The organism is Streptomyces sp. NPDC050161 (assembly GCF_044460025.1).
In the GTDB taxonomy this organism is placed as follows: domain Bacteria; phylum Actinomycetota; class Actinomycetes; order Streptomycetales; family Streptomycetaceae; genus Streptomyces.
On record NZ_JBITJM010000004.1, the window covers coordinates 297,763 to 311,227 of the forward strand.

At 70.7% G+C, this 13,465-nt stretch carries 12 protein-coding genes; 6 read left to right on the forward strand and 6 right to left on the reverse strand.

Annotated elements, in window-relative coordinates:
* Positions 1–8: 8 nt before the first annotated feature.
* The gene (locus ACIBK8_RS09070) at positions 9–1,661 is read left to right on the forward strand and encodes an AMP-binding protein (RefSeq protein ID WP_399041018.1); all 1,653 of its coding nucleotides are present in this window, start codon (positions 9–11) and stop codon (positions 1,659–1,661) included.
* A 101-nt stretch (positions 1,662–1,762) separates the two neighbouring features.
* Here the strand turns inward: ACIBK8_RS09070 and ACIBK8_RS09075 are convergent, their stop codons facing one another.
* From ACIBK8_RS09075 to ACIBK8_RS09090, 4 genes are all read right to left on the reverse strand, one after another.
* Positions 1,763–3,001: a cytochrome P450 gene (locus ACIBK8_RS09075; protein WP_399041019.1), complete on the reverse strand. Its 1,239-nt coding sequence runs from the start codon at positions 2,999–3,001 to the stop codon at positions 1,763–1,765.
* Positions 3,002–3,055: 54 nt separating this feature from the next.
* Positions 3,056–4,450: an NAD(P)/FAD-dependent oxidoreductase gene (locus ACIBK8_RS09080; protein ID WP_399041020.1), complete on the reverse strand. Its 1,395-nt coding sequence runs from the start codon at positions 4,448–4,450 to the stop codon at positions 3,056–3,058.
* Positions 4,440–4,676 carry a ferredoxin gene (locus tag ACIBK8_RS09085; RefSeq protein ID WP_399041021.1) on the reverse strand — a complete coding sequence of 79 codons (237 nt, stop codon included), beginning with the start codon at positions 4,674–4,676 and terminating at the stop codon, positions 4,440–4,442. Before ACIBK8_RS09085 ends, ACIBK8_RS09080 begins: the two co-directional genes overlap by 11 nt.
* A gap of 149 nt (positions 4,677–4,825) precedes the next feature.
* Positions 4,826–5,743: a LysR substrate-binding domain-containing protein gene (locus ACIBK8_RS09090; RefSeq protein WP_399041022.1), complete on the reverse strand. Its 918-nt coding sequence runs from the start codon at positions 5,741–5,743 to the stop codon at positions 4,826–4,828.
* Between the two features lie 179 nt (positions 5,744–5,922).
* On the opposite strand from ACIBK8_RS09090, the gene ACIBK8_RS09095 reads away from it, so the two are divergent.
* From ACIBK8_RS09095 to ACIBK8_RS09105, 3 genes are all read left to right on the forward strand, one after another.
* Positions 5,923–6,660 (forward strand): acetoacetate decarboxylase, encoded by a 738-nt coding sequence (locus ACIBK8_RS09095; RefSeq protein ID WP_399041023.1) that lies wholly within the window; start codon positions 5,923–5,925, stop codon positions 6,658–6,660.
* A 97-nt stretch (positions 6,661–6,757) separates the two neighbouring features.
* Positions 6,758–7,738: a 3-hydroxyacyl-CoA dehydrogenase family protein gene (locus ACIBK8_RS09100; protein WP_399041024.1), complete on the forward strand. Its 981-nt coding sequence runs from the start codon at positions 6,758–6,760 to the stop codon at positions 7,736–7,738.
* Between the two features lie 35 nt (positions 7,739–7,773).
* The gene (locus ACIBK8_RS09105) at positions 7,774–9,261 is read left to right on the forward strand and encodes a CoA transferase (RefSeq protein WP_399041025.1); all 1,488 of its coding nucleotides are present in this window, start codon (positions 7,774–7,776) and stop codon (positions 9,259–9,261) included.
* Positions 9,262–9,276: 15 nt separating this feature from the next.
* On the opposite strand, the gene ACIBK8_RS09110 is transcribed toward ACIBK8_RS09105, so the two are convergent.
* Positions 9,277–10,386 (reverse strand): glycosyltransferase, encoded by a 1,110-nt coding sequence (locus ACIBK8_RS09110; protein ID WP_399041026.1) that lies wholly within the window; start codon positions 10,384–10,386, stop codon positions 9,277–9,279.
* A gap of 297 nt (positions 10,387–10,683) precedes the next feature.
* On the opposite strand from ACIBK8_RS09110, the gene ACIBK8_RS09115 reads away from it, so the two are divergent.
* Both ACIBK8_RS09115 and ACIBK8_RS09120 read left to right on the forward strand, forming a co-directional pair.
* A complete protein-coding gene (locus ACIBK8_RS09115; protein ID WP_399041027.1) occupies positions 10,684–11,418 on the forward strand; it encodes a MerR family transcriptional regulator in 735 nt (244 codons plus the stop codon).
* A complete protein-coding gene (locus ACIBK8_RS09120; protein ID WP_399041028.1) occupies positions 11,415–12,050 on the forward strand; it encodes a hypothetical protein in 636 nt (211 codons plus the stop codon). The genes ACIBK8_RS09115 and ACIBK8_RS09120 overlap by 4 nt, the downstream gene beginning before the upstream one ends.
* Before the next feature lie 119 nt (positions 12,051–12,169).
* On the opposite strand, the gene ACIBK8_RS09125 is transcribed toward ACIBK8_RS09120, so the two are convergent.
* Positions 12,170–13,324, reverse strand: a complete 1,155-nt coding sequence (locus tag ACIBK8_RS09125; RefSeq protein ID WP_399041029.1) for an oxygenase MpaB family protein — start codon at positions 13,322–13,324, stop codon at positions 12,170–12,172.
* Positions 13,325–13,465 lie beyond the last annotated feature (141 nt).

The following is a 13,465-nucleotide window of genomic DNA, read 5'->3' on the forward strand; positions in this document are numbered from 1 at the left end:
GGGAAAAGTTGTCCGGACAAGACGAGGTGTACCGGGACTTCCGGGCCGCACGGGACCTGCTGTTGCGCCACGCCGATGACCAGGACGCCGCACGCAACGCGTTCCAGTGGCCGCGCCCACAACGGTTCAACTGGGCGATCGACTGGTTCGACCGGATCGCCGAGGGCAACGACCGGGTGGCCCTGCGCATCGTCGGGCAGGGCGACCTGACCTTCCAGGAGCTCTCCCGACGCTCCGACCGGGCCGCCGACTGGCTGCTGGCACAGGGCATCCGCCGGGGCGACGTGGTGATGCTGCTGATGGACAACCGGATCGAGCTGTGGGAGCTGATGCTCGCACTGATCAAGATCCGGGCCGTGGTCGCACCCGCCTTCATCACCATCTCGCCCGGGGAACTGCGCACCAGGATCGGCAGGGCCGGAGCCAAGCATGTGATCGCCGACCACCGGATCGCTCCCGGGCTCGCGGTGGACGGGCTCCACACCAAGATCATCGTCGGTGCGGAACACGAGGGCTGGGTCGACTTCGCCACCTCGGCCGAGCACCGGGGCACCTTCGTGCCGGAGGGCCCCACCGACGCCGACGAGCCGCTGTTCTACTACTTCACCTCCGGTTCCACCTCACGGCCGAAGCTGGTGGTGCACTCGCACGTCAGCTATGCCATCGGGCATCTGGCGAGCATGTACTGGAACGGGCTGCGGCCGGGCGACGTCCACCTCAACGTCTCTGCCCCGGCGTGGGCCAAGTACCCGTGGAGTTCGCTGTTCGGACCCTGGAACGCCGAGGCCACCGTGGTGTCCATGGACACCGCCGAGGCGACCCCGGAGCGGCTGCTGGAGGTGCTGGGGTCCGGCACGGTCACCAGCTTCTGCGCACCGCCCAGCATCTGGCGGGCACTGATCCGCACGGGGCTGCCCGACGGCCTGCCCGGCTTGCGGCACGCGGTCAGCGTCGGTGAACCGCTCATGGGCGATGTGGTCGAGCAGGTCCGCGTGCTGGCCGGGGTGACCGTCCGCAACGGGTTCGGCCAGTCCGAGGTCACCGCCATGGCCGGTGTCACCGCCTCCTCCCCGGCCGACCCGATATCCATGGGCCACCCCCTGCCGGGATACGAACTGGTGGTGGTCAGGCCCGGCACCGACGAGCCGGCCCAGGAGGGCGAGCTGTGCCTGGACCTGACCAACGAACCCGTCGGCATGATGCGCGGCTATCTGGACCCGGAGGACAATGCCGCCATCCATACTGCGGGCGGCCTCTACCGGACCGGTGACCTGGCCCGGTGGGACAGCGACGGATCCCTGGTCTATCTGGGGCGGCGCAAGGACGTGTTCGAGGGGCCCGACGGGAAGCTGATCGCCCCGCTCGAACTGGAGCATGTGCTGGTGCTGCACCCTGCTGTCGCCGAACTGTCCGTGGTACCGGTGTCCGAGGGCACGGCACTCGTACCCAAGGCGTACGTGGTGCTGTCCGCCGGGTGGAACGCCACCCGCGCCACCGCCGAGGTGCTCTTCGCACACCTGCGGGAGTGTCTGCCCGCGCCCGAACCCGTACGGTTCCTGGAGTTCGTGGACGACCTGCCGCGCACCGAATCGGGGAAGGTCCAGCGCGAGGCGGTCCGGGTGCTGCGCAGGTCCCGCAACGTCGAGTTCGCCGGCTGGTGATCTGAGTCGGAGATTCGTCGAGGATGAGGTGTACTTCGCGTTCGGCCTGTGACCCCATTTCCCACAGGCCCAGGATCCGGATCCTGGGCCGCCGCTGCGCACTACGACGTGCAGCCGTCGAAGGTGATGGGCAGGTGCCGGGGCCCTCTGAGGACCGCGTTCCTGCGGTACGGGGGCGGGTCATCGACCAGGCGGGGGTTGTCGAGCCGGCGGACCAGCTCGGTCAGCGCGATCTGGGCCTCCAGCCGGGCCAGGGGAGCGCCGAAGCAGTTGTGGATGCCGCTGCCGAAGCCCAGGTGCTGGTTGTCGGGGCGTTCGGGGATGAAGCGGTCGGGGTCGTGGAAGCGCTGGGGATCCCGGTTGCCGGAGGCGAGCAGCAGCCACAGCGAGGCGCCCTTGGGGATGAGGGTGCCGGCGACGTCGATGTCGGCCAGCGTGGTGCGCTGCGGCAGCAGTTGTACGGGGGGCTCGAACCGCAGCAGTTCCTCCACGAGCGGGACCGCCAGACCGGGGTCGTCGCGCAGCCGCTGGAGGACGTCGGGATTGCGCAGCAGGGTCAGCATCCCGTTGGTGATGAGGTTGACCGTGGTCTCGTGGCCGGCGATCAGCAGGAGGGCCGAGGTGCTGACCATCTCCAGTGGCGACATCCGGCCGTCCGGTCCGTGGTCGTCGGCCAGGGCGGAGAGCATGTCGTCGCGGGGCGAGCGGCGGCGCTCCTCGATCAGTCCGGCGAGGTAGGCGGCGAGATCGGCGCGGGCCTGCCGGATGGCTCGCAGCTGCGCCTCGCGCTCATCGGGCGTGCCCTGGACGGGGTCGAGGCCGGCGGCGAGGGTGTCGGCCCAGCCGTGGAAGTGCGCCTCGTCCTCGCGGGGGACGCCGAGGAGCCGGCAGATCACCGTGACGGGGAAGGGGTAGGAGAAGTCGTCGACGAGGTCGATCCGGTCCCGGTCCCGGAAGCCGTCGATGAGGCCGGAGACGATCTCGCCGAGTTCTCCGCGCATGTCGAACACCCGGCGGGGGGAGTGCGGGGGCCCGAAAGGCCGCATCGCCAGCCGGCGCAGTCTGTCGTGCTCGGGAGGGTCGAGCCTGAGGAACGTCGGCGGCAGGTTCGGATCCTCCTCCTGGCCCAGGAACTCGGCGGCCTCGGCACTCAGATTGCGGGCGTCGGAGCTGACCCGCGGATCGTGGAGCAGGCCATGAATCTCCCAGTACGTGCTGACCAGATAGGGGCCCGCCTCGTCCCGCACCACCGGCGTCTTCCTGAGTTCGGCGTAGAGGGGGTACGGGTCGGCGCGGTGTGCGTAGTCGGTGATCTGGCGCAGGAGTGCGACCGACGTCATGGCGGATTCCTTCCGGGTGCTGCGGCAGGGAGCTGTCGTGAGAGCGCGGCGGAATCAGGCGCGCCTGGGGGTGAACGAGATGCGCCGGTCGGCCGGTGAGTGGCCGCTGAGGGTGACGGTGGGGCCGTGGCTGGGGAGCGAGGGGTCGGGGAAGCCGGCCGGTACGGGATGCATCCCTTCGGGCCGCCGGTCGACGGTGGGGGAGTCGGCCGGGAACGGCGCGGCCTGCTCGATCTGCCGCTCGTAGAACTCCAGCCCTTTCGCCTGGTCGAAGGTGACGGCGGCGATGACGCGGCCTTGGTGGCCGTAGGCCGAGGTGAAGCGGTGCTCGGAGAGAGACCCCTGGGTGATGAGGATCTGGTCGGCCATGGGCGGGACGCCGACCGACTTGATGTTGACGCCGAACTGCGCGGACCAGAAGGACGGCATCCACACGTGCGGGCGCCGGTCCGAGCTGGCACTGATCATGTTGTGGGCCGCGATCTCGGCCTGCGCGACCGCATTGCCCCAGTGCTCCAGCGAGAGGAACTGGTAGCCGAAGAGCGGATGCGGGGAGCGGGCGACGTCACCGGCGACGAAGATGTCGTCGGTGACGATGCCCCGCACGTCGAAGGCCCGGCATCCGGCGTCGCAGGCGATCCCGCGGGGACCGGCGCCGAGGCCGGATCCCGCGAGCCATTCGGTGTTGCGGGTCGCCCCCAGGGAGGCGACCACCACGTCCACCTCCAGCGCCGTGCCGTCCGAGAAGTGCGCCCGCCGCACCCGCCCCGCGGAATCCCCTTCCAAAGCGGTGACCTGCACCCCGCACCGCAGATCGACACCGTGCTCGCGCTGGAGTGCCGCGGCCACCTCGCCGATCACGCCGCCGAGCGCACCCACCAAAGGAGCCGGACCGCGTTCCGCGACGGTGACGGGCAGCCCCCGCTCGCGGCAGGCCGAGGCGATCTCGGAGCCGGTGAATCCGGCGCCGATGACCAGTACCCGGCGCGGTCCGGCCGTCAGCCGGTGATGCAGCCTGGCCGCGTCGTCCTTGGTGCGCAGGACGAACACCCCGTCCAGGTCGGCTTCCAGTTCGTTCGGCCAGGGGCGGGAACGGACGCCGGTCGTGATCAGCAGCCGGTCGTAGGCGACCGCTTCGCCGTCGGCGAGCCGCACCTGCTTGTCCACCGGGTCAAGACCGGTGGCCGCGACGCCGAGCCGCCACTGCGCGTCGATCGCCCGGCGCCGCGGCAGTGCCGTGTGGTCGTAGGGCACCCTGCCGAGCAGGACCTGCTTGGACAACGGCGGCCGGTCGTACGGCTCGTGGGGCTCGTCACCCACCATGGTGAGCGTGCCGGTGAAGCCCTCATCGCGGAGCGTCTCGGCGGCCCGCAGACCCGCCAGGGAGGCACCGACGATGACGATGCGTCCCTCGCGCCTGAACTTCCCCGGATATCCGTTAACCGACACAGGAGGCACCCGCCCGTGCCCTGGCTTGCGCCACGTCCTCGGCCTCGACGGTGATGGCCTTGACGGGGCAGGCGTTCGCCGCCCGGAGGACGTGCTCGCGTTGCGCGTCGTCGGCCTGCGGGTCGTACATCAGCGCCTCGTCACCGTGCATGGCGAACACCTCCGGGGCGAGGAAGGCGCATTGCGCGTACCCCTGGCACCGGTTGAGATCGACGACGAGCCTCATGAGGTCTCCGCTTCTTCGCGACGTGGTCGTGCGCGCTGCCGTAGGCCACGCCAGCGGGCAGCCCGGACACAGGCTGTCCCGCTCCAGAATGGAAGGCCCCCTGACGAGGTGCACTCCCACCGGTCCGACGGGGTGAGGCGCCAGGCGGGTCACGCGGCCATGTGGCGGGTGATCAGTTCCAGCAGGCGCAGTACGGCCGGGTCCGCGTCCGGGCGGTGCACGGCGACCAAGGAGGTCTCCAGATAGGGCGACGCCCCGCGCAGCGGAACGAGGGCGACCTCGGGGACGAGGAAGTCGCGCAGGCGGTCGGGCAGCAGGCTGACGCAGAGCCCGGAGGCGACGTAGCTGAACAGGCCGGTGAGGTCGTCGGACACCGCGCGGCTGCGGGGGGTGAACCCGGCCTCGCGGCAGGCCAGTTGGACCTGATGGGCCAGGGTCGGCAGGGCGGCGGCGTCGGGGAGGACGAAGTCGTCGTCGCGCAGGTCGCCCAGAGCGACCTCGTCGGCCCCGGCCAGCGGGTGATCGTGCGGCACCGCGGCGGCGATGCGCTCGACGGCGAAGTCCCGGCTGACGAGGTCGGCCGACAGGCTCGAAGGGTCACGGAGGAACGCCAGGTCCAGCGTGCCGGCGCGGGCCATCTCGGTGAGTGCGGCCGGTGAATCCTGGTGCAGGTGGATGCGCAGACCCGGCAGTTCCCCGGCCGCCGCCCGCAGGAGATCGGGCAGGTAGTGGTGGCTGAGGATGCTCACATACCCCAGCCGGACGTCGCCCTCCAGGCCGCTCGCGACCCGCCGGGCCCGCTCGACGGCCGCGGACTGGGCGTCGAGGAGGCGCTTCGCGTCCACGGCGAAGCCCTCGCCCGCCGCGGTCAGACTGACGCCTCCCGGGCCCCGCTCGAAAAGCCGCACACCCAGACCCCGCTCAAGACGCTGGATCGACTGGCTGAGCGGCGGCTGGCTCATGGAAAGCCGTTCTGCGGCGCGTCCGAAATGCTTCTCATCGGCCACCATCAAGAACTGCTCCAGCAGCCGCCTCGTCAAATTGATATCCGTAGCCATATCGCTCATGACCTCAACATATATTGGACGGACATGCATCGTGAGGTGTCCACTGGGTTGTGGGCGTTCCACAGCACACAGCGGCGCCCTTCCCGGAAGAAACCGATGTGGGACAGCTCCGCCGCGGTTTCCGCGGCACACAGCCACCCGTCCCGCCGGTTCGGTGGCCCGTCTCCCTGGAGTCCTTGATGCACAAGCACGAAGTCGCGCGGCTCTTCACCACCCCGGTGGACGCTCCGGCCTACGCGCCCACCCGGTACCGCTTCACCAATCGCGAGTACCTCAACATCTACTACCGCACCGACCCGGAGGCGCTGCGCCGCCTCGTCCCGGAGCCGCTGACCGTCACCGACCCGGTGGTCCGCTTCGAGATCATGCGGATGCCCGACGTCACAGGGCTGGGCGACTACACCGAGGCCGGTCAGCTCATCGCCGTCGAGCACGAGGGCGAGGCGGGCGAGTTCAACCTCGCGATGTACGTGGACAGCGTCCCGGCGATCTCCAGCGGACGCGAGTACAGCGCCTATCCGAAGAAGGCCGGTTCCCCCACCCTCTACGGGGACTCCGACACGCTGGTCGGCACGCTCGACTACGGCACCCTGCGGGTGGCCACCGCCACCATGGGCTACAAGCACCACGCCATGGACCTGGAAAAGGCCCGTGCGGAGATCTGCTCGCCCAACTTCATGATCAAGACGGTCCCGCACTACGACGGCACCCCGCGCATCTGCGAGCTGGTCCGCACCCAGGTCACCGATGTCACCGTCAAGAGCGCCTTCACCGGCCCCGCCCGCCTGGAACTGTTCGCCCACGCCATCGCCCCGCTCGCCGACCTGCCGGTCCTTGAGGTCGTCGGCGCCTCCCACATCGTCACCGACCTCACCCTCAACCCCGTCGCACCCGTCTACGACTACCTCGCCGACTGAGGCGCCGGAGACCGGCCGAGCCCTCCGCCGCCGGCCACTCCCGTCGGCGTCCGCGGCGAGGCCCCCATGTGCACCTCTTCGAGAAAGCTTCGAGATCATGACTCCCACCCCTGAGCCCGCCCCGGACTCCTACCAGCGCGCCGCGATCATCGGCGGCGGCGTCATCGGCATCTCCTGGGCCGGTCTCTTCCTCGCCCGGGGCATCGACGTCGTCATCAGCGACCCGCGCACCGACATCGCGGACCTGGTCCTGGCGGGACTTGACGAGATCACCCCCGCGCTGGCCGAACTGGGACTGCCCACCGAGAACCTCGCCGACCGGCTCACCTTCGAAGCCGACCTGGCCACCGCCGTCGCGGGCGTGGACATCGTCCAGGAGAACGGCCCCGAACGCCTGGAGGTCAAGCAGCAGATCTGGCGGACCATCGAGCAGGCGGCCCCCGCCCACGCGCTGCTGGCCACCTCCACATCCGGCATCCCGGCCACCGCCATCGCCCAGGCGATGCGGCAGCCCGAACGCCTCGTCGTGGGCCATCCCTTCAATCCGCCGCACCTCGTGCCGCTGGTGGAGATCGTGCCCGGCGAGCAGACCTCCGCGGCCACCGTCGAGCAGGCCAAGACCTTCTACCGCGCGCTCGGCAAGCAGCCGCAGGTCCTGCACAAGGAGATCCCCGGCTTCGTCGCCAACCGCCTGCAGTCCGCCCTCTTCCGCGAGTGTGTCCACCTCGTCGCCCAGGGCGTGGTGACGGAGCAGGAACTCGACGACATCGTCACCGCGTCCATCGGCATGCGCTGGGCCGTCGCAGGACCCTTCCGCACCTTCCATCTCGGCGGCGGTCCCGGCGGTCTGCCGCACTTCATCGAGCACCTCGGCCGTGCGATGGAAACCACCATGTGGCCCGCCCTGGGCACCCCCACCTTCGACGACACCACCGTCGCCGTCCTCAACGACCAGGCGCGCGAGGCGTTCGGCGACGGCACCGTCGAGGAACTCGCCGCCGAGCGCGACCGCGCACAGATCGCCGTCATGCGCGCCCTGGGCGAGACCCCGGACTCCGGATCCACCGGCCGCGCCTGATCCCCCTGCCGCACCACGTGAGAATCGAAGAGACCATGTCCCTCACCAAGAAGATCAACAAGGCCATCGCCCACCCGGCGACCGACGACGCGTTCGACGTCCAGGCCGAAATGGCCGAGGTGCTCGCCGAGATCGGGCTGAAGCCGGAGGACACCGGCGGCTCGATCACCTTCGAGGGCGCCGACCCGGTCGTGCCCAGCACCCTGCGTCTGGGCGCGGCATCCGGCATCGCGCTGGCCGCCAAGTCCGCCGCCATCGCCGCCCTGTGGAAGGACCGCACGGGCCGCGGCCAGGACATCCACATGGACCTGCGCGTCGGCCCCCACCGCCTGTGCCCCTTCTATGAGCAGAAGTGGGAACTCCTCAACGGCTACACCGGCGGCACTCCGTCCATCATCAACATGGCCCTCGCCAACAACTTCTACCGCACCGCCGACGGCCGTTGGATGATGCCGTTCAACATCTACCCCAACATCAAGGTCGCCGCCCAGAAGCTGCTCGGCGTCGGTGACGTCCCCGAGCACGTCGCCGCCGCGATCTCGCGGTGGAACGCCAGGGAACTGGAGCAGGCGGGCGCGGAGGCCGGGTGCGTGATGCCGATGGTCCGCACACCCAGCGAGATCCTGACGGAACGTCAGTACACCGACGTGCTCGCCGACATGCCGCTGGTGGAGATCACCCGCATCGGCGACAGCGCCCCCGAGCCGCTGCCCGCGGGCCCCACCGCCCCGCTGGACGGCGTACGCGCGCTGGGCATGGGCCACATCATCGCCGGCGCCGGCGCAGGACGCGCCATGGCCCTGCACGGAGCGGACGTGCTGAACCTGTGGCGGCCCTACGAACTCGAACACGACGTCACCTACCTCACCACCGGCGTCGGCGTGCGCTCCGCCACCGTGAGCCCGTACACACGGGAGGGCCTGGCCCGCATCCACGAACTCCAGGCAGGCGCCGACGTGTTCTACGCCAACCGCCGTCCCGGCTTCCTGGACTCCACCGGCCTGTCCGAGGAGGAGGCCATCGCCCGGCGCCCGGGGCTGATCCACGCCACGGTGTCGCTGAACGGACGGACCGGACCCTGGAAGGACCACCTCGGCTTCGACCAGACCGCCGGCGCGCTCACCGGCCTGCTGCACCTGGAGGGCGACGGCGATGAGCCGGCCCTGCCGCCCATCACCGTGGTCAACGACTACCTCGTCTCCTGGTTCATGACGGCCGGTATCGCCGAGGCGCTGCGGCGCCGCGCCGTGCACGGCGGCAGCTACCGCGTCCACGTCTCCCTCTCCCGCGTGGCCCTGTGGATCCTGTCCATGGGCATCTTCGACAAGGCGTACGCGGAGCAGGTGGCCGGCACCGGCGAACTCCACGCCTACCCGGACCCCGAGGTCTTCACCGCCGAGACCCCGCTCGGCCACTACCAGGGCATCACCGACCAGGTGAAGATGTCGGACACCCCCGGCGCCTACCGGCAGATCCTCGTCCCGCGCGGCTCCCAGCGCGCGGAATGGCTGCCGACGGCCTGACCTCGTCCACGGGGCTCAGCTGCCCGTGCCGTCCCGCAGTTCGGCGAGGCCGAGCGGTGGCAGCTGAGCCAGCTCGGCCTCGGCGGCGGCCATGGCGGCGCCGTAGGACGCGTCGCCGAGGACGGCCGTCATGGCTTCGGCGATCTCGTCGCGCGTCGCGGTGAGTTCCAGCGCACGGCCGAGGCCACGCCGTGCGAACGCGGCGGTGTTGTCGGGCTGGTCACCGAGAATGCCCATGCCCAGAACGGGAGTTGCGCCCTGCACCGCGTCGAGCAGGGACGCCCGGCCGCCGTGCGTCACGAACAGGTCGGCACGGTGCAGGAGCGCGGGCTGCGGGACGTGCTTGACGACGGTGATGCGGGGGTCCGTGCTCGGCAGGTGCTCCGCGAGGTCTCCCGCGGAGACGATCGCGTCGCAGTCGATCGCGGCGAGCGCGGCCATGATCTCCCGGTACATGTCCTCAACGACGGTACGGAGCCCGGACATCGCGGTGGTCAGGGTGCCGAGGCTCGCGTAGACGAGGGGGCGGGCGGAGGGGGCGCGGTCCAGCCACTCGGGGAGGGCCGTCCGGTCGCCCGCGACGGTACGCCGGACCGCGCGCGCGGACGGCGGGGGCTTCGCGTGGAACCACGGCACCGGCGCGGGGGTGAGCATCGGAGGGAGCACGGGAGTGTCCTGCCCGTGCTGCTTGAAGAGGGGCGTCAACGCGGGCGCGATGTCGGTGTCCCAGAGGTCCACAAGCACCGGGCCGAGGCCGTTGTCGGCTGCGAGCACGGGCAGGCGCAGGACCTTCGCCGCGAGGTGCGCGCCGAGATCGCTGCACTCGGCGATCACCAGATCGGGCCGCGACCGTGTCCACGCGGCGAGCAGATCACGGGCCTTCGCCTCGGCCTGATCCGGCCAGAGCCGCCCGAAGACGTACCGGTTGAAGGACGCGTTCCCGGACTCCTGCCAGATCCCGCTCGCCGCCCGCTGAACGCCGGGATCGCAGGTCCAGTCCGTCCCCGCCCGGTGGAACTCCACTCCTCGCCGCCGGGCTTCGCGGCGGAACATCCGGGGCGCGTAGAGGGCGACGTCGTGGCCCTGCTCCAGGGCAGGTCCTGTGACGTAATCGAGCGCGGACACATGCGAAGGTATCGGCTCAGCAGTGACGGCTATCCGCAATGCCACGGAAACTCCAAGGGGTCTCATCGACGCGGGCTGGGGCGATCTGTCCGTGTGGGGTGTCGGTGCATGTTCCCCTCGGACGGCGGTTGTCGGCCTTGATCGTTACGCGTGGAGGCACAGTTCGGTGGCCTGCCCAGTTTTCCGGTCTTCGTGGAGCCGTTCGCCGGTCGTCCGCTGCGGGCCGGAAAGGACCGTGCCGCCCGGGTCCTGGCCACCCGTTGACCTTGACGCAGCGGCAAGGTTTCTACTGAGGACATGCGAATCGGAGAGATCGCCGCGCTCGTCGGGCTCACCACCCGGGCGATCCGGCACTACCACCACGTCGGGCTGCTCCCGGAACCGGAGCGCCGCCCCAACGGATACCGGGCCTACAGCATCCGCGACGCCGTCCTGCTCGCCCGGGTCCGCCGCCTCACCGAACTCGGCCTCAGCCTCGACGAGGTGCGCGACGTCCTCGCGGACGACGCCGGGCGCGAACTGGCCGACGTACTGGAGGAACTCGACGCCGATCTGGCGCGCCAGGAGGCCGCCATCCGGGAGCGCCGCCGCCGGCTCGGGGCCCTGCTCGCGGAGCCGCCCGGCGCGTGCGGACCCGTCTCGCCCGCCCTCGCCGCGCTGCTGGCGCAGGCTCCCGAGACGGACTCGCCGAGCGCGGCGATGGACCGCGAGTACCTCACACTGCTCGACGCCCCCGGCACCGGCGGGCGTGAGCTCTACCGGGTGCTCGGGCCGCTGGCCGCCGACCCCGCGATGCTCACGCTGTACGAGCGCCTCGACGCACTCGCCGAAGCCCCCGCCGACGACCCGCGGATCGCACCCCTGGCCGCGGATCTGATGGCGGCCGTCCCCGACGAGGTGTTCGCCGCGGTACCCGCCGACGGCGCGGTCGTCGCCGGATTCAAGGAGGCACTGCTCGCCGAACACGCCCCCGCGCAGGCGGAAGTCGTTCGCCGCCTCATGGAGGCGTTCCTGGCGAGGGGCCGAGGATGAGCGATGCCGGATCGAGATGCGTACGGGCGGCACGGACCGCGGTACCGCGGGCGGCCCGCCGCCTGCTGCTCAACGAGCTGCGCGCGGCTGCCTCCCTGGGGCGGTGGATCCTGCGCGGCAAGCACGGGGTGCGCCCAGGAGACCTCGCCGCCGCATACACCGGACCCCAGACGGCGATGATGTACGGGCTGCTCTTCGTCTCGCTGATCGAGACGGTCGGCCTGGCCTTCCTCATTCCCTGGCCGACGGTCCACCGGGTGGTCCTGGTGCTCGACCTGTACGGCGTGCTGCTCGTGCTCGCCCTGCACGCCGCCTGCGTGACCAGGCCGCACGTCGTGCGCCCCGACGGCTCCCTGAGGATCCGCTACGGAGCCCTCTTCGACCTCTCCGTACCGCCGGACGCGGTCGCCTCCGTCCGGGTCGACCGGCGCTACCCCGAGGGCCGCCTGGTCAGCCTCTCCGATGACGGGGTGCTCGATCTGATCGTGGGCAGCCAGACCTCGGTGACCCTGGAACTGAACCGGCCGCTCCCCTTCACCCGCCCGTTGGGCGCACGCGGGGAGGCCCGTACGATCCGCTTCCACGCCGACGACCCGCGCGCACTGGTCGGCGCACTCAGGCAGCCCGCCTGACCGCGCGGACGGCTGGGCATCGGACGCGCAGGTGCCCCGGGCCGGTGGAGTTCCAGGCCCGGGGCACGCTGGTCCCTCGGCGGTCCGCCGACCGGCGCGCGGCTGCGGAACCGCCGACGTCAGCGGTTGTCGTGGAGTTCCTGGTGCATCTGCGGCTGGTCGTCCTGTTCGTGGGTGAGCGCGTACCGTTCCGCGCCGTTGAACGCCTTGGAGGCGACCCCGATGAGGTCCTTGTAGGGGTTGACCCCCACGGTCTTCTCGGCGGCGCCCCCGAAGAGTCCCCCGCCCAGGCTGCTGACGACGCCGTGGCCCGCGGCAAGGGGCTTGCCGGCCTCGGCGAGCAGGCTCTTGGGCAGACCGGCCATGTCCGCGTACGTGTCGGTGAGCGCCACGCGGATCATGGCGAGGAACGCGTCGCTGGCCCCCGGCGGCAGGAACTGCTCGTAGAACTTGACGGCCTGCTGCGTCATGAAGACGCCGTCGTCGCTCTTTTGCCACTCCTTGTCCCGCTCGGCGTTCCACATCCGCTCGGTCTCGTCGGCGTCCTTGGGGATCAGCCACTTCTCCGGAGCGCCCAGGTAGTGGTTGACGTAGTGCCAGGCGCACACGAAACCGTGGGCGTCCTCGCGGGAGACGTCCAGGCCGAGGTGTTTCATGGCCTGGAGGATCTGGGTGCTGAAGACGCAGGCGGCGCCGGTGGTGTACTTCTGCGAGACCGGCTCGCCCCACTTCTCGTAGTCCCACTCACCGCTCTTCTTGTGCAACTGCCGTACCGAGGCGTGCACCAGACGCACCTTGGTGACGCTCGCGGCCAGCGTCCCGTCCCGCATCGCGTCCTTGTTGCCCATGTCCAGGAACAGCCGGGACGACTGCGAAAGCCGCCGGCCGGGGCCTTCCACGCCGCCCAGCCGGCCCGTGGAGCGCAGGGTGAAGGCGCCGGTGGGGGAGAGGTAGGTCCCGATGAGTCCGACGGTGCCCTGAAGCATGGACACTTCGCCGTGGTGGCGGGCGAAGAAGCCCTCCGCGGCCTTCACGTCCGCGTCGCTCCAGTCCGGCGGAGGGGCGGACGCCTCGTCGAGGAACGCCCGCAACCGCTCCGGGAGTCGGGACAGGTCCTGATGCGGCTTCAAGGTCCCGATCGTGCGGAACAAGGCGTTGACCCCGTCGACCTCGCCGTTGTCGAGCAGGTCCGACACCAGTGCGTCGGCATCCGGGTCACCCACCTGGTTCGCCGCTTCCAGCTCGGGCGCGATGGATCCAGCCGTCAATGGCACTACAGGACTCCATTTCTCCGTGGAGGCTTCATCCCTCCACGGAACAGATCTCGACGCACCGCACACGGCCTCGGACGGCAGGCACGGGCGCCTCTCGCTACGGGCGGCTCCTGAGGGGCGTCGGAATCCCAACAGCACCTG